The sequence below is a fragment of the Streptomyces sp. NPDC021212 genome (assembly GCF_044332925.1).
Lineage (GTDB): Bacteria > Actinomycetota > Actinomycetes > Streptomycetales > Streptomycetaceae > Streptomyces.
In genome coordinates, this window is sequence record NZ_JBIRPZ010000028.1 from 1 (window position 1) to 23,027 (window position 23,027).

The 23,027-nt window shown below is 70.3% G+C and carries 10 protein-coding genes; all 10 read left to right on the forward strand.

Going from position 1 to position 23,027, the window contains the following annotated elements; translation table 11 throughout:
• The coding region (locus ACH4SI_RS41225) for an SDR family NAD(P)-dependent oxidoreductase (protein ID WP_398305923.1) at window positions 1-8,445 on the forward strand (8,445 nt) is incomplete at its 5' end.
• A 303-nt stretch (window positions 8,446-8,748) separates the two neighbouring features.
• A complete protein-coding gene (locus tag ACH4SI_RS41230; RefSeq protein ID WP_398305926.1) occupies window positions 8,749-10,728 on the forward strand; it encodes an ABC transporter ATP-binding protein/permease in 1,980 nt (659 codons plus the stop codon).
• 240 nt (window positions 10,729-10,968) lie between these two features.
• Window positions 10,969-13,743, forward strand: a complete 2,775-nt coding sequence (locus tag ACH4SI_RS41235; RefSeq protein WP_398305929.1) for a BTAD domain-containing putative transcriptional regulator — start codon at window positions 10,969-10,971, stop codon at window positions 13,741-13,743.
• Window positions 13,744-13,963: 220 nt separating this feature from the next.
• Entirely contained in the window at window positions 13,964-15,238 is a 1,275-nt protein-coding gene (locus ACH4SI_RS41240) for a glycosyltransferase (protein ID WP_398305932.1), read from the forward strand.
• Between the two features lie 48 nt (window positions 15,239-15,286).
• A complete protein-coding gene (locus ACH4SI_RS41245; RefSeq protein WP_398305935.1) occupies window positions 15,287-15,952 on the forward strand; it encodes a class I SAM-dependent methyltransferase in 666 nt (221 codons plus the stop codon).
• Between the two features lie 39 nt (window positions 15,953-15,991).
• On the forward strand, window positions 15,992-17,191 hold the full coding sequence (locus ACH4SI_RS41250) for a DegT/DnrJ/EryC1/StrS family aminotransferase (protein ID WP_398305938.1): 1,200 nt from the start codon (window positions 15,992-15,994) through the stop codon (window positions 17,189-17,191).
• A 65-nt stretch (window positions 17,192-17,256) separates the two neighbouring features.
• Entirely contained in the window at window positions 17,257-18,720 is a 1,464-nt protein-coding gene (locus tag ACH4SI_RS41255) for an NAD(P)/FAD-dependent oxidoreductase (RefSeq protein WP_398305941.1), read from the forward strand.
• 118 nt (window positions 18,721-18,838) lie between these two features.
• On the forward strand, window positions 18,839-20,374 hold the full coding sequence (locus tag ACH4SI_RS41260; protein WP_398305944.1) for a GMC family oxidoreductase: 1,536 nt from the start codon (window positions 18,839-18,841) through the stop codon (window positions 20,372-20,374).
• Between the two features lie 41 nt (window positions 20,375-20,415).
• Window positions 20,416-21,768: a UDP-glucose dehydrogenase family protein gene (locus ACH4SI_RS41265; RefSeq protein ID WP_398305947.1), complete on the forward strand. Its 1,353-nt coding sequence runs from the start codon at window positions 20,416-20,418 to the stop codon at window positions 21,766-21,768.
• Between the two features lie 53 nt (window positions 21,769-21,821).
• Complete coding sequence (locus ACH4SI_RS41270; protein ID WP_398305950.1) at window positions 21,822-23,027, forward strand: glycosyltransferase; 1,206 nt, start codon at window positions 21,822-21,824, stop codon at window positions 23,025-23,027.

Genomic DNA, 23,027 nt, shown 5'->3' on the forward strand with positions numbered 1-23,027 from the left:
TTCGAGGATCGTAGGACGAGCCGTTTGCGGGTCTCGCACGCGTTTCATTCGCCGTTGATGGATCCGATGCTGGACGAGTTCCGTACGGTGGTCGGCGACCTCACCTTCCACGAGCCGGTGATTCCGGTGGTGTCGAATCTGACCGGTTCCCTCGCCACGGCGGAGGAGTTGTGTTCGCCGGAGTACTGGGTGCGGCATGTGCGGGAGACCGTGCGGTTTGCCGATGGCGTTCGGGCGTTGTCGGAGGCTGGGGTGGGGACGTTCCTGGAGCTGGGTCCGGACGGTGTGCTGTCGGCCCTGGTCCGGGAGTCGGTACCGGATGAGGCTGTGGTCGTTCCGGTGCTGCGTAAGGACCGTCCGGAGGAGAGCGTGGCGGTTACCGCGCTCGCTCGCCTGCACGTGACCGGCATCGCCGTCGACTGGCGGGCGTTCTACACCGGCACCGGCGCGCGGCAGGTCGAACTGCCCACCTATGCTTTCCAGCGGCAGCGGTACTGGCCTGCGGCTCAGGCTGTTCCGGGCGATGTGCGGGCCGCCGGTCTGGCTTCGGCTGAGCATCCGTTGCTGGGTGCGGCGGTGTCGTTGGCCGACTCGGACGGTGTGGTGTTCTCCGGTCGCCTGTCGTTGGCCTCGCATCCGTGGCTGGCCGACCACACGATCACGGGCCGGGTGCTCGTGCCCGGCACCGCTTTTGTGGACCTGGCGATCCGGGCCGGTGACGAATTCGGGTGCGATCTACTCGAAGAACTGACCATGGCTGCACCACTGGTGCTGCCCGAACGGGGGGCGGCGCAGATTCAGGTGTTCGTCGGTTCTGCCGATGACTCCGGACGGCGATCGGTCAAGGTGTTCTCCCGGGCGGATGGCTCCGATGAGCCGCCGCTGTGGACCCAGCACGCCACGGGGGTCCTGGGCGTGGTGGACGATCTGGCTGACACCGGGTTCGACGCGACCAACTGGCCGCCCCCAGAGGCTGAGCCGGTCGACCTCGATGGGTGCTACGAACGGCTTGCTGAGTCCGGGTTCGAGTACGGCCCGGTGTTCCAGGGGTTGCGGGCGGTGTGGCGGCTGGGCGCGGAGCTCTTCGTCGAGGTGGCTTTGGACGAGGGCGCCGATGTCAGTGGATTCGGGGTGCATCCCGCGCTGCTGGACGCTGTGCTGCACGCCGGCGCCTTCGCCGATGGCACAGCGGATCGCGGTCTGCCGTTCGCTTGGGAGGGTGTGTCGTTGTTCGCCTCTGGGGCGACGACGGTGCGGGCGCGGCTGTCGTATGGCGAGCGGGGGGCGGTGTCCATCGCGGTCGCGGATGTGGTGGGTCGTCCTGTGGCGTCCGTCGCGTCGTTGGTCGCCCGTCCTCTTGCTGCTGATGAGCTGGCGGACGGTGATGGCCGGACGGTTGGCCGGGATTCGTTGTTCCGGGTGGAGTGGACCCCGGTGGCTGAGGGGACGGACGCTGGGCCGTCGGTGGTCGCGCTGGCCGGCCCGGACGGCGGTTTGGCCGGGATGCTGCGCGGTACCGGGTCGTTGGACGTTGCGGTGTATCCGGATCTGGCCGCGTTGGCCGTGGCAGATGGGCCGATGCCGGATGTGGTGTTGGCCGAGGTCGCTACGGAGCTGCCCGGTGACGGAGTGGTGGATGATGTCCACGACATGGTGACGCGGGCTTTGGGCTTGGCTCAGGGGTGGTTGGAGGAGGAGCGGTTCGCAGGGTCTCGTCTGGTCGTGGTGGCACGTGGTGCTGTCAACGATCTGGCGGCGGCCTCGGTGTGGGGTTTGCTGCGGTCGGCGCAGTCGGAGCATCCGGACCGGATCACACTGCTGGACCTTGGTGACGGTGCCGTGTCCGGGGCGGTGTTGTCGCGCGCGTTGGCGCAGCCCGAGCCGGAGCTGATGGTTGGTGATGAGCAGGTCCTGGCCCCCCGGCTGACGCGGATACCCGTTCCAGAGTTGCCTGCGGCGTCATGGGAGCCGCGCGGCACGGTGTTGATCACGGGTGGTACGGGTGGTCTTGGTGCGGTGGTGGCGCGGCACCTGGTGGCCGAGCACGGCGTACGGGACCTGCTCCTGCTGTCCCGGCGGGGGACGGCTTCGCCGGGTGCTGAGGACCTGGTCGCCGAACTCGCCGGATTGGGTGCCCGCGCCGAGGTGGTGGCCTGTGATGTGGCCGACCGGGATGCGCTGGCGGGGGTGCTGGCCGGGCGGGAGATTTCGGCTGTGGTGCATACGGCCGGTGTGCTCGATGACGGTCTGATGGGTGCGCTGACTCCGGGGCGTGTTGATGCGGTATTGCGTCCGAAGGTGGATGCGGCGTGGCATCTGCATGAGCTGACACGGGACATGGATTTGTCCGCGTTCGTGGTGTTCTCCTCCGCGGCGGGCACGTTGGGCAGTGCGGGTCAGGGGAGTTACGCGGCGGGTAATGCGTTCCTGGACGCGCTGGTGCGGTACCGGCGCGACCGGGGGCTGCCCGGTGTGTCGCTGGCCTGGGGGCCCTGGGACCATCCTGGCGGCATGCTCGGTGAGCTGAGCGCCGCCGATCGGGAGCGGATGCACCGCTCGGGATTCCCGCCCGTGTCCACCGAGCAGGGTGTGGCGCTGTTCGATGCTGCGGTGGGTGTGGGGGAGCCGGTGGTGTTGCCGGTGCGGCTGGATCTGCCGGCGCTGCGGGCTCGTGGTGAGGTGCCGCCGCTGTTGCGCGGACTGATCCGTACCCGCCGCACAGCCGGACGGATTGCGTCCACCGGGCTTGTGCAGCGGGAGGTGTTGCTGGATCTGGTGCGAAACCAAGTCGCGGCGGTGCTGGGGCACGAGAACGCCACGGTGGTGGACCCCAACCACGCGTTCCGTGATCTCGGGTTCGACTCGTTGATGGGTGTGGAGCTGCGTAACGGGTTGGCTGCGGCGACGGGGTTGCGGCTTCCGGCGACGCTGGTGTTCGACTACCCGACCGCGCAGGCACTGGCGGACCATCTGTTTGATGAGTTGTTGGGGTCGGATACGGGTGTGTCGACGCCAGTTGCTGCGCTGCCGTCGGTCGCGGATGATCCGGTGGTGATTGTGGGGATGGCCTGCCGCTACCCGGGCGGAGTGTCGTCTCCGGAACAGTTGTGGCAGCTGGTGACGGCAGGGGTAGACGCGATTGGCGATTTCCCCACCGACCGGGGCTGGGACCTGGGCAGTTTGTACCACCCGGATCCCGCCCATCCGGGCACGTCCTCGACCCATGCGGGTGGCTTTCTCCGGGACCCGGGTGCGTTCGACCCGGCGTTCTTCGGGATGAGTCCGCGTGAGGCGTTGGCGACTGATGCGCAGCAGCGGTTGTTGCTGGAGACGGTGTGGGAGGCCGTTGAGCGTGCCGGTGTGGATCCGGTGTCGCTGCGCGGCAGCCGGACCGGGGTATTTGCCGGGGTCATGTACAACGACTACCGCAACCTGCTGACGGCCCGGGAGTTCGAGGCGTTCCGGGGCAATGGCAGTGCGCCGAGTGTGGCGTCGGGTCGGGTGTCGTACACGCTCGGTCTTGAGGGTCCGACGGTGACGGTTGATACGGCGTGTTCGTCGTCGTTGGTGGCGATGCATTTGGCGGCGCAGGCGTTGCGTGCGGGTGAGTGTTCGTTGGCGTTGGCCGGTGGTGTGACGGTGATGTCGACGCCGACGACGTTTGTGGAGTTCTCGCGGCAGGGCGGGCTGTCTCCTGATGGGCGGTGCAAGGCGTTCTCGGACTCGGCTGATGGTGTGGGCTGGGGTGAGGGTGTCGGCATGCTGGTGCTGGAGCGGTTGTCCGACGCCCGCAGGAATGGGCACTCCGTGCTGGCGGTGCTGCGGGGTAGTGCGGTGAATCAGGATGGTGCGTCGAATGGGTTGACTGCGCCGAATGGTCCGTCTCAGCAGCGGGTGATCCGGCAGGCGCTGGCCAGTGGCGGGCTTTCACCGGTGGATGTGGATGCGGTGGAGGCGCACGGGACCGGTACCACGCTCGGTGACCCGATCGAAGCGCAGGCGCTCCTGGCCACCTATGGCCGGGACCGGGAACGTCCGTTGTTGTTGGGGTCGGTGAAGTCGAATATTGGTCATACGCAGGCTGCGGCGGGTGTCGCGGGTGTGATCAAGACGGTGATGGCGATGCGGTATGGGGTGCTGCCGCGCACCCTGCATGCTGAGGTGCCGTCGTCGCATGTGGACTGGACGGCCGGGGATGTCGAGCTGGTGGCGGACAACACTTCTTGGCCGGAGGTGGGTCGTGCGCGTCGGGCGGGTGTGTCGTCGTTCGGGATCAGCGGCACCAATGCGCATGTGATTCTTGAGGCTGCGCCTTTGGCTGAGGTGCCGGTAGAGGAGCCGGTGGTGGTGCCGGGTGTGGTGCCGTGGGTGGTGTCGGCGAAGACCGAGGCCGCGCTGGACGCACAGGTCGACCAGCTGAGGTCCTTTGCCGATGCCGAGGGGGCCCGTTCTCCGCTGGATGTGGGTTTCTCGCTGGCTGTCGGGCGGTCGGTGTTCGAGCATCGGGCGGTGTTGCTGGCCTCTGAGGCGGGTGTGGTCGAGGCTGCCCGGGGCGTGGTGGGTCAGGGTTCGTTGGCTGTGTTGTTCTCGGGACAGGGTGCGCAGCGGCTGGGTATGGGCCGGGAGTTGTATGGCCGGTTCCCGGTGTTCGCAAAGGCGCTGGATGCCGTACTCGCGCACCTTGGCGACTCGGTGCGCGAGGTGATGTGGGGCGAGGATGCGGAGGCGCTGAACCGTACCGGGTCGGCCCAGCCCGCCCTGTTCGCTGTCGAGGTGGCGCTGTTCCGGCTGGTGGAGTCCTTTGGGGTGCGGCCGGACTTCGTGGGTGGCCATTCGATCGGTGAGGTCGCGGCCGCGCATGTGGCGGGTGTCCTGTCGCTTGAGGACGCCTGTCGGCTGGTGATGGCGCGGGCTGGGTTGATGCAGGCGTTGCCGGCCGGTGGGGCGATGGTGGCGGTCGAGGCGACCGAGGACGAGGTCGTGCCGTTGCTGTCGGATCGGGTGTCGATGGCGGCGGTGAACGGGCCGTCCTCGGTGGTGGTCTCCGGGGATGAGGATGCGGTATCGGAGGTTGCGGCGCGGTTGGCGGAGCAGGGGCGGAAGTCGAGCCGGTTGCGGGTCTCGCACGCGTTCCACTCGCCGCTCATGTCTTCGATGCTGGATGATTTCCATGCCGTCGCCCAGGGGTTGGAGTTCGGTGAGCCGGTGATTCCGGTGGTGTCGAATCTGACCGGTGCCCTCGCCACGGCGGAGGAGTTGTGTTCGCCGGAGTACTGGGTGCGGCATGTGCGGGAGACCGTACGGTTCGCCGATGGCGTTCGGGCGTTGTCGGAGGCCGGGGTGAGGACGTTCCTGGAGCTGGGCCCGGACGGTGTGCTCTCGGCCCTGGTCCGGGAGTCGGCACCGGACGTAGCCGAGGTCGTTCCGGTGCTGCGCAAGGACCGTCCGGAGGAGAGCGCGGCGGTTACCGCGCTCGCCCGCCTGCACGTGACCGGCATCGCCGTCGACTGGCGGGCGTTCTACACCGGCACCGGCGCGCGGCAGGTCGAACTGCCTACCTACGCCTTCCAACGGCAGCGGTACTGGCCCACCACCGCAGTCGACGCAGGGGACGTACGGGCCGCGGGGCTGGCCTCGGCACGGCATCCGTTGCTGGGCGCGGCGGTGTCGTTGGCCGACTCGGACGGTGTGGTGTTCTCCGGTCGGGTGTCGTTGGCCTCGCATCCGTGGCTGGCCGACCACACGATCATGGGCCGGATCCTGCTGCCGGGTACGGCGTTCGTGGAGCTGGCGATCCGGGCCGGTGACGAGGTCGGGAGTGGCCGGGTCGAGGAGCTGACGCTTGCCGCACCGCTGGTGTTGCCCGAACGAGGCGCGGTGCAGATCCAGGTGCGAGTCGGCGCGGCGGATGAGGACGGGCGGCGCACAGTCACCGTCCACTCGCGGCCCGATGACGACTCGGGCGCGCCTTGGACGCAGCACGCCGTCGGTGGGCTGATCGACGACCCTGTCGAATCCGTCGTCGGCTTCGATACGGCCGCCTGGCCGCCTGCGAGCGCCGAACCGATCGACCTCGACGACCATTACGCGCAACTGGCCGAATCCGGGTTCGACTACGGACCGGTGTTCCGGGGTCTGCGGTCCGCGTGGCGGCTCGGCGACGAGGTGTTCGCCGAAGTCGCCCTGTCCGAAGGCCCCGATACCGCCGCTGTGGCCGATACCGACATCGGCATGGACACCGACATCGACGGGTTCGGCGCTCATCCCGCGCTCTTGGACGCGGTCCTGCACGTCGCCGGATTCACCGGCGCCGCGCAGGACGGCGAAGGGGGAGCTCTGCCGTTCTCCTGGGAGGGCGTGTCGCTGTTCGCCTCCGGCGCCACGTCGGTGCGGGCACGACTGTCGCGTGCCGGGCAGGACACGGTCACGATCGAGGCCGTCGATACGGCGGGGCGGCCGGTCTTCACGGTGGACGGTCTGGTGGTCCGCACCGTCACTCCCGAACAACTCGGCACCGGCCCGGCGGTGGTCGGGGACTCCCTCTTCCGTACGGAGTGGACCGCGGCCACCGAGCAGGTCGGGACCGAACCGCCCGAGGTGGCCGCGGTCGGCCTGGCGGACGACGTGATCGAGCTGTTGCGCTCTGCGGGGACCAAGGTCCGGGCGTACGCGTACCCGGATCTGGCGGCGCTGGCCGTGACCGAGGACCCGGTGCCGGACGTGGTACTGGTCCAGCTGAACACCGAGCCCGATGCCGGGCGGGTGGAAGCTGTTCACGCCACGGTGTCGCACGCGCTGCGCCTGGCGCAGGACTGGCTGTCGGGGGAGCGGTTCGCCGAATCCCGACTCGTCGTGCTGACGCGCAACGCCACCACCGGCGATGATGTGGCCGCGGCCTCGGCGTGGGGCCTGATGCGCTCCGCACAGACGGAGAATCCGGACCGGATAACGCTGCTGGACCTGGACCTGGATTTGGACCTGAACGGTACGGGAGTTCCCGGCCCGGTCCTGGCGCGGGCGCTGACGACGCCGGAGCCGGAACTGGCGATCCGTGAGGGGCACCTCCTCACGGCTCGACTGGTACGAGTACAAGCGCCGGAGCCGAAGCAGACACCGGACCTGGATCCCCTACCGGAGACCGAAGTGTCCTGGACCGGTTCGGGCACGGTGCTGGTCACGGGTGGTACGGGTGGTCTGGGTGCGGTGGTGGCCCGGCACTTGGCGGCCGAGCACGGCGTACGGGACCTGCTCCTGCTGTCCCGGCGGGGGATGGCTTCGCCGGGTGCCGGGGACCTGGTCGCCGAACTCGCCGGATTGGGTGCCCGCGCCGAGGTGGTGGCCTGTGATGTGGCCGATCGTGATGCTCTGGCCGAGGTGCTGGCGGGGCACGAGGTGTCCGCGGTGGTGCACAGCGCCGGGGTGCTGGACGACGGCGTCATCGGTGCGCTGACTCCGGGGCGTGTCGATGCGGTGTTGCGTCCGAAGGTCGATGCGGCGTGGCATCTGCACGAGCTGACGCAGGACATGGACTTGTCCGCGTTCGTGGTGTTCTCCTCCGCGGCGGGCACGTTGGGCAGTGCGGGTCAGGGGAGTTATGCCGCGGCGAATGCGTTCCTGGACGCGTTGGTGCGGTACCGGCGGGACCGGGGGCTGCCGGGTGTGTCGCTGGCCTGGGGTCCGTGGGAGCAGGCCGATGGGATGCTCGGTGAGCTGAGCGCCGCCGATCGGGAGCGGATGCACCGCTCGGGATTCCCGCCCCTGTCCACCGAGCAAGGGGTGGCGCTGTTCGACGCCGCCCTGGCCACGGCGGATCCGGTGGTGTTGCCGGTCCGGTTGGACCTGCCCGCCCTGCGTGCCCGCGCCGAGGTGCCGCCGCGACTGCGCGGCCTGGTCCGGAGCCGCCGCGCGGCGGGCCGGGCCGCCACGGACCCCGGCCTCGTACAGCGGCTGGCCGGAATGGACGAGGCCGAGCAACGCGATGCCCTGCTGGGTCTGGTGTGCGGACACGTCGCGGCGGTACTCGGGCACGACGCCGCGGCCGCGGTCGATCCGTCCCGTGCCTTCCGCGATCTCGGTTTCGACTCACTGACCTCGGTGGAACTGCGCAACGCACTGAGCACGGCGACCGGGCTGCGGCTTCCGGCCACGCTGGCCCTCGACTACCCGACGGCGAGCGAGCTCGCGGCTCATCTGCACACTCAGCTGGTGTCGGCGGAAGTCGAGGGCTCCGGCTCGATCCTCGCCACGCTGGACAAACTGGAGCAGGTGATCGCGAAGGTGAGCGTGGATGCCACGGCGCACAAGCAGATTGCGGGACGGATCGAAGTCCTCAGGTCACGGTGGGCCACACTGCGCGCCCAGGAGAACTCCGCCGGGCTCGACTTCGACGCCGCGTCGGATGACGAGATGTTCGCTTTCCTCGACGAGGAGCTCGGTGGATCGTAAACAGAATAGGGAAAACCCGAGACGTTCCCGTGGTAAACGGTTCGGCGACGTCGGCGGGAATTCCCACTGGGCGGACAGTGGAGAGGTTCCAATGACGCGAGGATCGCGCCTGGCCTAGCGTGGGTGCGAAGCCGTGGAAATTCCTCGCTCGCGGTAGCGCGATGCGTTCGTGCCGGGTCCGCTGAGCACGAGAAAACCCGATACGTAGGCGGCGGATCAGTGGCGCGTGCCCGGTTCGTGAGCCGATGAGGCGATAAGGCGTGGGGCATGGTCAAAACGAGTAGTGGCGATACAGCGGTCGAGGTGCGTGATCTTGTACGCGCCTATTCGGGGCGCAACGGAGAGCTGATCAAGGCCAATGACGGACTGAGCTTCAGTGTGCCCCGCGGGCAAGTCTTCGGCCTCTTCGGCGCGAACGGCGCCGGTAAGACGACGCTGGTGTTGCAGCTGCTCGGACTCGTGCGGCCCACCTCCGGTTCGATCGTGGTCAACGGCGTCGATGTGACCCGTTACCCGGAGACGGTGAAATCCACCGTCGGCTTCCTGCCGCAAGCGGGGCTCTCCATGCGCCTGATCGAGACCCGTCGCGCTCTGCACTACACCGGCAGGCTGCGCGGCCAGAGCGAGGCCGAGGCCCGCCGCCAGACCGACGCGCTGATCGACGAGCTGGGCCTCGGCCCGTACGCCGACCGTCAGGTGGAGCGGCTCAGCGGTGGGCTGATGCGCCTGGTGAACTTCGGCATGACGCTGATGGGCCACCCCGAGCTGATCGTGCTGGACGAGCCGACCAATGAGCTGGATCCGCACAACCGGCGTCTGATCTGGGAGATGATCGAGCGCCGCAGCACCCTCGAGGGTGCCACGGTCGTCCTGGTGACACACAACGTGCTGGAGGCCGAAAAGGCCGTGCACCGGGTCGCGGTGATGCACGGCGGCCGGATCACCGCGATGGGCACGCCCGGTGAACTCAAGGAGCAGATCGGCGCGCACGCGCGGCTGGAGCTGTTCGTCCGCGACGGCGGCAGCCTCAACCGGGAGGAGATTTCGCGGCTCAGCGCGGTCGGCGAGGTCAGCCAGGGTAACCGCAGCGGCAGCTACCTGATCACCGCGGCGCCGGAGCGGCTCCAGCCGCTGATCGAGGTGCTGGTCACCGATATCGGCGTGAAGCGTGTCGACGACTTCCGCTTCGCCCGCCCGAACCTGGAAGACGTCTACCTCACCCTGAACCCGAGACGGGACTCCGATGCCGCGGCCGCCAGGGAACTGGTGACGACTCCGGCGGCCGGCGGCGGCTCAGCAGAGAGCGGTGACGCGGGGAAGGCGGCGGCCGCCGCCGCGCCGAACGGCCACCGGCCGGCGGCCATGGAACCCTCCGCCGGCGAACCCCCTGCCGCGGAGCCCCCTGCCACGGAGCCCCCTGCCGCGGAGCCTCCTGCCGCCGAACCCGCGGCGCCGGCCTCCGGTACGTCCCGCCAGGCCCGGACCCGGGCCCGGGCCCAGTCCCGGGGCCGGGGGCGGATGCCCTTGCGGGAGCGGCTCGGCCGGTTCGGCACCTCGTTCAAGTACCTGTGGTTCGAGCACATGCTGACCGTCCGCACCTCCTGGCACGTGCACATGGTGTTCGGCATCTTCATGCCGCTGACGATGGTGTTCGGCTTCTCCCGGATCGGCTCCGGGCTGACCGACGAGCTGAGCCTGACGTACATCGCCAGCGGCTCCGGCGTGTTCGCGATCGCGGCACTGGGCACCACGGCGATCGCCCAGCGGATAGGTGCGATCAAGGCCGAGGGATCGATGCTCTATTACGCCTCACTGCCGATCAGCAAGGTGGCGTTCGTGATGGCGTTCGTCGCCGCCCGCCTGCTGCTCATCGCGCCGGGCCTGGTGACCTCGCTGATCGCGGTGCGGCTGCTCTACGGCCTGGACTTGACGCTGTCGCCGATGCTCCTCATCGTCTACCCGCTGACCGCGCTCCCGCTCGCGGCGCTCGGCCTGGTCATCGGCAGCCTGATCGACCGCATCGAGCTGATCTCGATCGTCACCTACGTGCTGAACTTCGTCCTGCTGCTCGGCGCTCCTCTGCTCATCCCGGCCAAGGCCCTGCCGCTGCCGCTGAAGGCCCTGAGCTGGGTCATGCCCACCACCTACGGGTCGGACGCCATCCGGCGCAGCGTCAGCGACAACATCGATGCCACCTTCGGCCTCGACATCCTGGTGCTGACCGTGATGACGGTGCTCGCCCTCACCATCGCCGACCGGTCGCTGCGCTGGCGCGCCTCCTGACACGCCCTCGCCCTCGCCCTTCGCCCCGGAGCCGAAGCCGGTGATTTCCCCAGTAGCGCTCCCGTAGCATCCTGGCCGGGCCGACGGGGGCCCAGGCGCCCACCCCTCGGCGTGCGTGCTCTCGGGCATTCCCGGCCGGCGGAACGTGGGGATCTACACCACGGCGGATGGAACGGGAGCGATTTCGGTATGAAGTTCCGGGTGCTGGGTCCGCTGACTGTCCTCGACCGAGGTGGCCCCGTGGCGCTGAGCGGGATCAAACAGCGCGCCGCACTCGGATTCCTCCTGCTGCACGCGAACCAGGTGGTGGCGACCAGCACCCTGCTGCGTGCGCTGTGGACGGGCAACCCGCCGCCCACGGCGCGGAAGATGCTGCAGAACGCGATCTCCAGCCTGCGTGGTCTGCTGTCCGCCGAGGACATCGAGGGCGAGGGCGGCGAGGCCGGCATCGCGAGCCGCGGGGGCGGTGCGACCGGCGAGGGTGCTGCCCCCGCACCGATGCTGCTGACCCACGCGCCGGGCTACCTGCTCAGCGTGCACACCGACGCGCTGGATCTGACCGTCTACCAGGGGTCAGCGGACAGGGGACGTGCCGAACTCGCGGCCGGGTCCTGGATCGCCGCGGCGAAGACACTCCGGGCCGCACTGGAAATGTGGCAGGGCCCGGTCCTGGCGGACTTGGCCGAGGCCGGCACGGACTGGCCGGAGCTGACCGCGATCCAGCAGGCGCGCCTCACCGTGCAGGAGGACCTGTTCGAGGCCGAGCTGGCGTGCGGCGGACATCACGAGGTGGTGCAGGAACTGGAGACGCTGGTCGTCGCGGAGCCGGTACGGGAACGGCTGTGCGCCGAGTTGCTGCTGGCCCTCTACCGCTGTGGCCGCCAGGTGGACGCGCTGGAGCTCTACCGCCGTACGAGGACCGCGTTCGCCGACAAGCTGGGCCTGGAGCCCGGCCGCGTACTGCGTGACATGGAGCGGGCGATCCTCGAACACGACCCGGTGCTGTCGCAGCCCGACGCGCTGGGGATCATCGCTCAGGAGAGTGAGGCCAAGCGCGGCGGCCCGCCCGCCCAGCTCTCCCGCAGGACGCCGCCGCAGCCCGCTCCGCCGCCCCGGCCCGCACCGGCCGGTGCCGGTTCCGCCGGCCGACGGACGGCCCCGCCACGACCGGCGCGAGCCGAGACCGGCACCCCGCCCGCCGTCATCGGGATGGCGCGGCACGCGGCGGCGCGCAGGTCCACCCCGCCGGCCTCGTCGGGCGGCGGCCTCACCGAGCAGCGCAAGCAGCTGAGCATGCTGCTGGTGCGCACCCATCCCGGCGGGAGCCCGCAGGGCGACCCCGAAGACGGCGCGCAGCCGGCCGGCTGCCTCACGGCCACCATCCGTGAGGAGATCGAACGCCACGGCGGCAAGGTCTCCGGCGTGATCGGTCCTGTCACCTTCGCCCTGTTCGGCGTTCCCCGCACCGGGGAGGACGACGCGGCCCGCGCCGTGCAGGCCGGGCTGGCCATCCGGGACCGGCTCGGCTGCCGGGGACCGGGCCGCCCAGGCCCCACCGGTCAGGCGCGGGCCCCGGCGCGCGCGGAGACCGCGGTCCGGGTGGCCGTGGCGACCGGCGAGGTGCTCGTCACCTGCGCGGCGGACGGCACCGGTGCGATCCCCGTGGTCAGCGGCGCCGTCCCGGAGAGCTGTATGGAGCTGCTGGAAACCGTGCCCCCGGGCGGCATCCGGGTGTGCGCGGCCACGCGCAAGAGCAGCGAGCGCACCGTCGAGTACGAGCCGGTCGAGGAGCCGGGCGGGGGATCCGAACCCGTCGTCGTCCGCCCCGATCACGCCCGTGCGGACGGGCCGCCTGCCCTGATGGGCCGTGAGCGCGAGGTCGAGCAGCTGCGCGGGCTGCTCGACGATGTACGCCGACGGCGGCGTCCCCACTTCCTGACCGTGCTCGGTGAGCCGGGCCTGGGCAAGAGCAGGCTGGCCGCCGAACTCGTCGCCATGGCCGGGCGCGGCTCCGGCGAGTTCACCGTGCTGACCGGGCGCGGATCGTTCTCCGACCACGGCGCCCCGCTGGGCCCCCTCCGGCGGATCGTGGCCGCGGCTGCCGGGATCGAGCCGGGGGACTCCGCCGCCTCGGCGGACGACAAGCTGGCCCGCAGGGTCCACCGTCTGTTCGGCACCGGTGAGACGGGCACAGGGATGCTGGAGCGGCTGCGGGGGCTGCTCCGGTCCGAGGGCCCGGATGCGGCCGCCCTGACGGCGGACGGTGAGGTGTGGCGGCGGTTCCTGGCCGAACTCGCCGCGGAACGGCCCCTGGTGGTCGTCTTCGAGGACGCGCATCTCGCCGACGCGTCTGTGCTGGACTTCATCCAGTGCCTGGGCGACACCGCGGGCACCGTGCCGATGCTCGTGGCGGTGACCGCCCGGCCTGAACTGCTCGACGCCCGGCCGGGCTGGGGCGGTGGCCTGCGCGACGCCCTCACCCTCACCCTGGACCCGCTGTCCGCGGAGGGCACCGCCGGGCTGCTGGCCGCCCTGCTCGCGCGCGATGGGTACGCACTGCCGGGCGAGTTGCGGCAGGAGCTGATCACGCGGATCGGCGGGAACCCGCTGTTCGCCGTCGAGTACGCCCATGAGCTGCGGGAGCGGCCCCTGCCCGGATCGACGGTACCGCCGCTGCCGGAATACGTGCACCGGGTGATCGCGTCCCGGGTGGATACGGTGCCGCCGGATGCCAAGGCCGTGCTGGTCAACGCCTCGGCGCTCGGCGGGGTGTTCTGCGCCGAGAGTGTCGCGGCCGTCGGCGACGGGGACCGGACGGAAGCCGCGAAGTGGCTGGACCATCTGGAGCGGCGCGACCTCCTGCGGCGCTCTCGGCACGGTTCCCCGGCCGGGGAAACCCAGTACGCCTTCCGGTATCCGGCCATCCGCGATGTGGTGGACTCGCTGGTTTCCCCCTCGATGCGCGAGGAAAAGCGGCGGCGTGCCGAATTCCTGGGCGAGCGACGGTTCGGGTGACGGTTACTCGACGATGGAAACGAGGAACTGGGTAAGCGCCGCGGAATCGCATACCGTCGGATGCACCGGCGGCGGAAAGGCGCGCTGAATACTCAGGAAAACACTGAGTGAGAGGCCGGACCATAGCAATGGTCGGAGCGCTCGGGCGGTGTGATCCTCCCGTTCTCGCCCGCGATTGTCCGCGGCAGCCGACTCCGCTCCCGCGTGGAAAGGAATAGTTGTGCGCATTCTGTGCAGCATCGCGCTGTCGCCCTCGAACGCGCGTGCCCTGCTTCCCCTGGCACGGGCGGCTGCCGAGGCGGGCCACGAGGTCCTGGTGGTGTCGCCGCCGGAGATGGCCGATGTGTTCGACGGTGAGCCGATGCGGGTCAAGCCGCTGTTCACCGACATGGCCGAGATCGTGCTTCGCCTGTTGCAGGAGAAGCGGATCGAGGCGATGCCCAGTGATCCGTTCGCGCCCGAGACGCTCGTCGCCACCTCCTGCGGGCCGCACGTCACGGACGCCTACCAGCAACTGCTGGAGGTGGCACACGAGTTTCGCCCGGACATCGTGCTGCGCAGCGGTGTCGAGTTCGCCGGCTACCTGGTCGCCGAGACGCTCGGCATCCCGCACGTCACCGCCCCATCGGGCGGCGGGCAGTACCTGGACCCCAAGCTGGTGCTGGCGGAGCTGAACGAGCGCCGCACGGAGCTGGGCCTGCCCGCCGGGTCCGAGCCGGAGGCCATCCACGCCAACGGCCGCTTCGACTGCATGCCGCCCGACTACTCCTTCAGCGCCTACGACATCCCGGACACCTTCGCCTACCAGCAGCCGTCGAGCATCGTCCGCGACGAGACCGGGCCCGAGTGGCTTCAGGACATCCCCACCGACCGCCCGCTGGTCGTGGTGTCCAGCACCAACGTGTTCGCCTCGGTGATGTCCAGCAGTGTGTTCCCGCGCATCCTGGGCCTGTTCTTCGACGGACTGGTCGCCGGGCACATGTTCGAGGGCATGGGCGGCGTCCAGGTCGATCCCGCCGTCATGGTCGACGCCCTGATGCAGGGCGACGCCAACCCCCTCAACGCGATCGTCAAGGGACTGTCCGAAGTGGACTGCACCGCGATCGTCGCCACCCGTGGCATGCCGCTCAACCAGGACGTCGTCGGCGACAACATACGGGTCTTCGAGCGCATCCCGCAGCCGCTGCTGCTGGAGAGCGCCCAGCTGCTGTTCACCCACGGCGGTTACAACAGCGTCCGCGAAGCGGTCAGGGCCGGCGTTCCGATGGCCGTGCTCCCCGAGGTCAGCGACCAGCTGCACAACGCCAACCGGGTCGAGGAACTCGGGCTCGGGCTACGCGTCCCCGGGGCGAACGCGGACGCCGTCGCCGAGACCTGCACCCGGCTGCTGGAGGACCCGAGGTTCGCCCAGCAGGCGCGTAAGGCCCAGCGGCGCATGCTCTCGCTCCCTCCGGTGGACGCCGCCGTCGACCATCTCGCACGACTCGTCGGCTGACACACGGAACACGGCCGATTCACCTTACGAAAGATTGGAGACGGGCAGATGGAAACGCAGTTTCTACAGGCGTTCTACGACCTGGCCTCGTGGATACGACTGTCCCCGCTGCTGAACAACGGGCCGTACCTGCCGTTCTCCGTGGTCTCACTGCGGCCCAGCGCCATGATCAAGGTGCTGGACGACATCGCCCTGCGGGACCGCAAGGTCCTCCTGGAGTGCGGCAGCGGCACCTCGACGGTGATGTTCGCACGGATGATGGCGCAGCGTGGCTACGGGCACATGCTGTCGCTGGAGCACGACGGGGAGTGGGCCGACCGGGTCGCCACGCAGCTGGCCGCCGAGGGCCTTTCCGAGGTGGCGACGGTCATCCACGCGCCGCTGGAGGAGCACCCCGCCGCGGTGAAGGACGTGGACTGGTACGCGCCCAAGACGGTCACCGAAGAGGTCGGGGCCTACACCGAGAAACACGGCCCGGTCGACCTGCTGCTGGTGGACGGGCCACCCGGCTGGCAGCGGGGGCGCACGATGGCCCGCTACCCCGCGGTCCCGGCGCTGTGGGACTTCCTCGCGCCCGGGGCGAGCGTGCTGCTCGACGACGTGAACCGCGCCGGGGGCAAGGAGATCACCGAGCGGTGGAAGGAGGAGTGCGGGCTCGACATGCAGCTCGACCCCTTCGGCACCCGCGGCGCCTTCGGCACCGTCCCCGTCTGACCACCTGGACATTCGCACCGCACCGAGGAGGAAACGCTCATGCTGGCCATGAACGGCGGGCCGAAAGTGCGCACCGCGCCCTTTCCCGACTGGCCGCAGTTCGACGACTCGGAGCGCGCAGCCGTGGTGCGGGCGCTGGACCAGGGGTCCTGGTGGCGCCACGGCGGCAAGGAAGTGGACCTCTTCGAAAGAGAGTTCGCCGAGTTCCACGACGCGCCCTCCGCGCTCGCGGTGACCAACGGTTCACATGCTCTCGAACTCGCGCTGGAGGTCATCGGGCTGCGGCCCGGTGACGAGGTGATCGTGCCCGCGTACACGTTCATCGCCACCTCCACCGCGGTCCAGCGCCGTGGCGGAATCCCTGTGCCGGTGGACGTGGACCCCGTCACCTTCTGCCTGGATCCCGCCGGACTCGAAGCGGCGGCGACCGAACGCACCCGGGCGGTCATCCCGGTCCACATCGGCGGCCACATCGCCGACATGGACGCCATCACCGCCTGGGCGGACCCCCGTGGGATCACGGTGATCCAGGACGCGGCGCAGGCGCACGGCGCCAGGTGGCGCGGCCGGGGACTCGGCGAGCTCGGCTCCATGGCCACCTTCTCCTTCCAGGAGACCAAGGTCGTGACCGCCGGCGAGGGCGGCGCCCTGCTGCTGCCGACCGAGGAGAGCTACGAGGAGGCGCGCACGCGCCACAACTGCGGCCGGGCCCGCGACCTGAGCCTGCGCACCGCCTCGTCCAACTTCCGTATGCCCGAGCTCACCGGGGCACTGCTCCGGGTGCAGCTCGGCCGCCTCGCCGCGCAGACGGAGCAACGCGAGCGCCGGCACGAGAAGCTCGCCGCGGCACTGGCCGGCATCCCCGGGGTCATCCCCCAGGGGCGCGACGAACGGTGCACCGTCAATCCGCACTACATGACCATGTTCGTCCTGGACCCCGGGGAACTCGGCGGCCTGGACCGGGACACCGTGGCCCACGCCCTGCTCGCCGAGGGCATCCCCGCCTTCGGCGGCAACCCGGCGATCCACCGCACCGAGGCGTTCTGGACCGCCAGGACCGGCGACGAATCGGTCGAGGACATCGCCCGGCGCTGCCCGAACGCGGAGCGGCTCGGAGATCGCGGACTCATGATCCCGCACCAGGTCCTGCTGGGTGGGGACCAGGAGATCGATGACGTCGTGGAGGGCGTGGCCAAAGTCCTCGCCGAACTTCCGCGCAGTGGCGCAGGACAGCCCTGACACACCGGATGCCCCGAACAACCATGCCCTGAGCGGCGGTTTCACAGGATGGGAAGACTCAAGCGATGACTAGCGAATACCCGGCAGGCCGCACTTTCGAAGTCCTTGTCGTCGGCAACGGTGTGCTGGGCCTGTCCCTGGGCCTGACCCTCGCCCGGCGCGGCACCAGGGTCGCCGTGCTCGGCCGGGGAGACCGGCCGTGGGCCGCCTCCACCGCTGCGGGTGCCATGCTCGGCGCGTTCGGCGAGGTGACCACGACGCTCCTCAAGAGCGAACAGGGCCGCTCCAAGCTCGACCTCGGCGTACAGGCGAGCAAGCTCTGGGCCGACTGGCTCGCCGGGCTCGCCGAGGACACCGGGAAGACCGAGGACCTCCGCGTCGCCGACGGCACGGTCATGCTGCTCAATTCCGTCGGCGTCCCCGGCGTCGACTCCGCCAACTACACGGCCATCCGGGAGACCCTCGAGCAGTACAAGGAGCCGTACGAGGACATCGACCCGGCCGACATCGAGTGGCTCGACCCCAACCCGACCACCCGCCCGTTGATGGGCATGTTCGTGCCCGGTGAGCACGCGGTGAACGCAGACGGTCTGCTGGAGCGGCTCGAGGACGCGTACGTCAAGGCCGGCGGCGTGCTGGTGGCCGGGTTCGGCGAGGAGCTGGTGACTTCCGGCGGCAAGATCACCGGCGTCCGGCTCACCACGGGCGACACCGTCTCCGCCGGCCAGGTGGTGCTCGCCGCCGGCGCCGCCTCCCAGACCCTGCTCGACACCGTGCCCGGCGTCGCCGCCCGCATACCGCGGCTGTGCGCCGGAGTCGGCGTCTCCGTCGTGGCCCGCATCGACCCGGACAAGCCCGCCCCGACCAGCGTGCTGCGCACGCCGAACCGCGCCTTCGCCTGCGGCCTGCACCTGGTGCCGCGCGGACGCAGCGAGGTCTATCTCGGCGCCACGAACGCGATCGAGCCGGAGCCGGCGGACGCGCCGAGCATCCGCGACACCACCTTCCTGCTGCACTGCGCACTGCGCCAGCTGCGCAGGGACCTCGACGCCAGTGGCATGGCGAAGGTCCAGGTCGGCAACCGCCCCGTGGCCTTCGACGGCTTCCCGCTCATCGGCGAGACCAGCCTGGACGGCCTGTGGATGATGACCGGCACCTACCGCGACGGCCTCCACCTGTCGCCGCTGCTCGCCCAGGAGATGACCCGCCGTCTGCTCGGCGAGGAGCCGGAGCACGACCTGAGCACGTTCAGCCCGGTCCGCGCGCCGGTCCAGGCGCAGACCCGTGCGGACATCGTGGACACCGCCGTAGTGCACCTGCTCGCCACCGGTTACGAGGACGAGTGGACCATCCCGAACGCGTGGCCGAAGGTCATCGAGGCCCAACTGCGCGCCGACTACGCCAAGTTCGCAGACGAGGTGGACGACGAATACACGCCGCCCGCCGAGATCCTCGCCAAGGCCCGGATGAACCCCGAGTTCCTCAAGACGATCCGCGAGTACTACACGACCGTCCGGTCCGCGGTCTGATCCGTTCCGGCCGGACGCGCAGCGCCAGGGCCAGGACGAGGCCCGGCGCACCGCACACAGCACACAGCACACAGCACACGCACTCAGCACCCAGGACGAGGACAAGGAGCGCGCAAGCATGAGCCGACCCGAACTCCCCACCGAAGTCGACCTGCTCGTCGTCGGTAGCGGCCCGGTAGGATCGGCCATCGCTCGCAGAGTCCACGAAGCGGTCCCGTCCGCGCGGATCCTCATGGCCGACCTGGGCCCGTGCCTGACGGAGGAAGCCGGTCTGCACCTGAGCAACCTCCCCGCCCAGGAGCGGGGGGAGCTGCAGGCCAAGTCCCAGGGGCGCGATCCCCGGACCGCGCCGGGCGAGGACCAGGCGCTGGTGAAGAAGTACGCCGACCGCGGCACGCACCTGGTCGCACCACGGCGTGAGGAGCAGCCGGAACAGGAGGGCATGCCCGCCGCGGTGATGTCCAGCAACATCGGCGGCATGGGTGTCCACTGGGCATGCACCGCCCCGCGTCCGCTCGACAGCGAGCGCGTCCCGTTCCTCCCCGACGAGGAGCTCGACGCGGCGCTGGGGGTGGCCGAGGACCTCCTCTCGGTCACCCAGGATGCCTTCGAGGACACCGCGGGCGGTCAGTTCGTCCTCAAGACGCTGAGCGAACTGTTCGACGGCGACTACCCCGACGGCAGGCACGTCCAGCCCATGCCGCTCGCCTGCACCCCGCGTTCCGGGGCGCTGCCGCGATGGGCGGGCCCGGACGTGATCCTCGGGCCGCTCGCCCACGGTGGCGACGGCCGGTTCGGGATCGCGGCGGACACCATCTGCCGCCGCGTGCTGTTCGAGGATGGCCGGGCCGTCGGTGCGGTGCTGCAACACCTACCCAGCGGCGCGGAGTTCAAGGTGGGGGCCCGAGCCGTGGCGGTGGCGGCGGACGCGCTGCGCACCCCGCAGCTGCTGTGGGCCTCCGGCATCCGGCCGCACGCGCTCGGCCGCTACCTCAACGACCAGCCCAAAACGGTGAGTTCCGTGCAAGTCAAGGACGGTCCCGCCGCGGGGATCGAGGCGCGCGGCTCGGTGGAGTTCACCGGCGACATCCGCGACCTGGAGACCGGCCGGTTCTGGGTGCCGTTCGCCGACCCCGGCAGGACGAGCCACGGGCAGGTCATGACGTTGGACACCTCGCCGATCGACGGCGTCGATCCGGAGCTGTTCGTCGGCATGGTCTGGTACGGGGCCAAGGAGATCCAGGCGAGCGACCGGGTGGAGTTCTCCACCACCGAGGCCGACGCATACGGGATGCCGAAGATGACCATCCACTACTCGCTGACCGAGCGCGACCGTGAGGGGATCGCACGCGCCCGGGCCGACCAGGAGAAGATCGCGGCCAGGCTGGGCGACTTCCTGCCCGGCAACGAACCGGAACTGTTCCCGGCCGGCAGCTCCAAGCACTACCAGGGGACGGTCCGCATGGGCGCGGCGGCCGACGGCACCTCGGTCTGCGACTCGTTCTCCCGCGTGTGGGGGTTCGAGAACCTCTACGTCGGCGGCAACGGAGTCATCCCCACCTCCACCGCCGTCAACCCGACGCTGACCAGCGTGGCCCTGGCCGTCCGCGCCGCGGAATCGATCAGCGCCCTGCTCGCCCGCGAAAACTGTTGACCCCCAAGACCCGACCCTTCGAGAAAACGAGGTGGTTGCCCGTGCCCCGGCACAACATCGCCGTCATCGGCACCGGTTACGTAGGGCTGACCGCCGGTGCCTGTCTGGCCTCGCTGGGGCACCGGGTGGTGTGCGCGGACATGGATCCGGCCAAGGTCGAACGGCTGTCCCGCGGCGAGGTGACGATCCTGGAGGAGTCCCTCCCCGAACTCGTGCGCGCCGGCCTCGACTCCGGCCTGCTGACCTTCGTCCTGGGCGCCGGGGAAGCGGTACGCGACGCGGAGACCGTATTCGTCTGCGTCGGCACACCGATGAGCCAGGACGGCGATCTGGACATGACCGCGGTGGACGCGGTCACCGATGAGATCCGGGACCGGCTGCGTCCCGGGTGCGTACTGGTCACCAAGTCCACCGTGCCGGTGGGCACGGCGGCGCGGCTGACCCGGCGGCTCGGCCGCCCGGACGTACAGGTGGCGAGCAACCCGGAGTTCCTGCGTGAGGGCACCTCCGTGCACGACTTCCTGCACCCCGATCGCGTCGTCGTCGGGGCCGAGTCCCGCGAGGCCGCCGAGCACGTGGCCGCCCTCTACGCGAAGCTGGACGCCCCGATGGTGATCACCGACGCCGCGAGCGCCGAGCTGATCAAGTACGCGGCGAACTGCTTCCTCGCGGTGAAACTGTCCTACGTCAACGTCATCGCGGAACTGTGTGAGCGGGTGGGTGCCGACATCGGGCAGGTCACCACCGCCCTGGGCAAGGACCACCGGATCGGCGGCGCGTTCCTGCGGCCCGGCCCCGGCTGGGGCGGCTCGTGCCTGCCCAAGGACACCCGCGCCATGCTCAGGACCGCAGAATCGGCGGACATCGACTTCCGGCTGCTGCGTGCCGCCATCGACGTCAATGTCCACCAGCGCGAGCGCATCATCGACAAGATCGCGCGAGTCTGCGGCACCGACTCCGCGGCCCCGCTCGACGGCGTCCGGCTCGGCGTACTCGGGCTCACCTTCAAGGCGGGTACCGACGATCTGCGGGACTCCCCGGCGACCGCCATCGCCCAGGAGCTGTCCCGGCTCGGCGCCGAACTCGTCGCCTACGACCCGGCGCTGAGTACGGGCAGCCACTCGGCGACGCCGGTGCCCGGCGTCACCGTCGTCGACGACCCGTACCAGGCGGCCAAGGGGGCGGCGGGCCTGGTGCTGTTCACCGAATGGCCGGAATTCCGTGACCTGGACTGGGGCCGCATGGCCGCCGTCCTGGACCGGGCGGTGATCGTGGACACCCGAAACCACCTCGACCCCGAATCGCTGCGCACGGCCAGGTTCGCCTGGCACGGAGTAGGCGTACGCCCGGTCGTGCACCCCGCCCCCGGGCTTCCGTTGCCCGAGCCTCACTGACGGGTCACACCCCCGACACCTTCGTCCCCGGTTCAAGGAAAGGTTCGCCCCCGATGAGGGTTCTGTGCAGTATCACCGGATCGACCTCGCACGCGCGTGCCTCGCTTCCGCTGGTGCGCGCGCTCGCGGAGGCCGGGCACGATGTCCTCGTGGTCACCGCGAACCAGCTGGTGCCCGTGTTCGACGGCGAGGCCGCGCGGGTGACAGGGGTGTTCACCGACATCACCCGGCAGGGCATGCGGCTGCTCCTGGAGGGCAAGCTGCCGATCCCGGCGGAGTTCAGCCGCTTCGCCCACGACCTGTGGGCCACCCTGGGCTGCGGTCCCCAGCTCCACGAGGCGTACGGCCTGCTGCTGCCGATCGCCCGCGACTTCCGGCCCGACGTCATCCTCCGCGACGGCTATGAGTTCGCCGCCCTGCTCGTCGCGGAGGCGCTGGGCGTCCCGCACGTCCCGGCCCCGTCGGGCTCCGGGCAGTTCCTCGACCCCGAGCTGATTCTGCCGATGCTGAACGACCGTCGCCGGGAGGCCGGCCTGCCCCCGGCGGACGATCCGGTGTCGGTGTACCGGCACGGGCGGTTCGACTGCATGCCGGTGACGTACTCCTTCGCCCGCCCCGTCGCCCCCGAGGCGGTGGCCTACCGGCAGCCGCGCACCGTCACCCGCGGCGAGACCCTGCCCGACTGGCTGCACGAGCTGCCCGCCGACCGGCCGCTGGTCCTCGCGTCACTGGGCACCGGACTGCCCGGCACCGTACTGGGCTTCCTGGACAAGGCCCGGCAGATCGGCGCTCCCGTCCCCGAGTACGATCCGGCCGAACCGTTGAACACCGTCGTCCGGGCGCTGTCCACCGTGGACTGCTCGGCCGTGGTGTCCACCCTCGGCATGCCGGTGGACGAGGGCCTGGCCGCGGACAACGTGCGGGTGGTCGACCGCTTCCCGCAGCAGCTTCTGCTGGAACGGGCGGCGCTGTTCCTCACCCACGGCGGCTACAACAGCATCCGGGAGTCCGTACGCGCCGGAGTGCCGATGGCCGTACGGCCCATGTTCGGCGACCAGAAGTACAACGCCGAGCGGGTGGCGGAGCTCGGCCTTGGCACACACGTGTCCGAACGCGGCCCGGAGGCGATGGCGCAGGCGTGCCACCGACTGCTCGACGACCCGCCGGTGACCGCCGTGGCGCACCGCGCCCAGAAGGAGATGCTCGCACTGCCCGGCGTCGAGGCCGCCGTGGCCCATCTTGAGCGCCTGGCCTCGTGA

Excerpts from the sequence above, each read along its gene's own strand:
- ACH4SI_RS41245 (WP_398305935.1), top strand. The coding sequence starts at position 15,287 with ATGGAAACGCAGTTTCTACAGGCGTTCTACGACCTGGCCTCGTGGATA.
- ACH4SI_RS41250 (WP_398305938.1), top strand. The coding sequence starts at position 15,992 with ATGCTGGCCATGAACGGCGGGCCGAAAGTGCGCACCGCGCCCTTTCCC.
- ACH4SI_RS41255 (WP_398305941.1), top strand. The coding sequence starts at position 17,257 with ATGACTAGCGAATACCCGGCAGGCCGCACTTTCGAAGTCCTTGTCGTC.
- ACH4SI_RS41260 (WP_398305944.1), top strand. The coding sequence starts at position 18,839 with ATGAGCCGACCCGAACTCCCCACCGAAGTCGACCTGCTCGTCGTCGGT.
- ACH4SI_RS41270 (WP_398305950.1), top strand. The coding sequence starts at position 21,822 with ATGAGGGTTCTGTGCAGTATCACCGGATCGACCTCGCACGCGCGTGCC.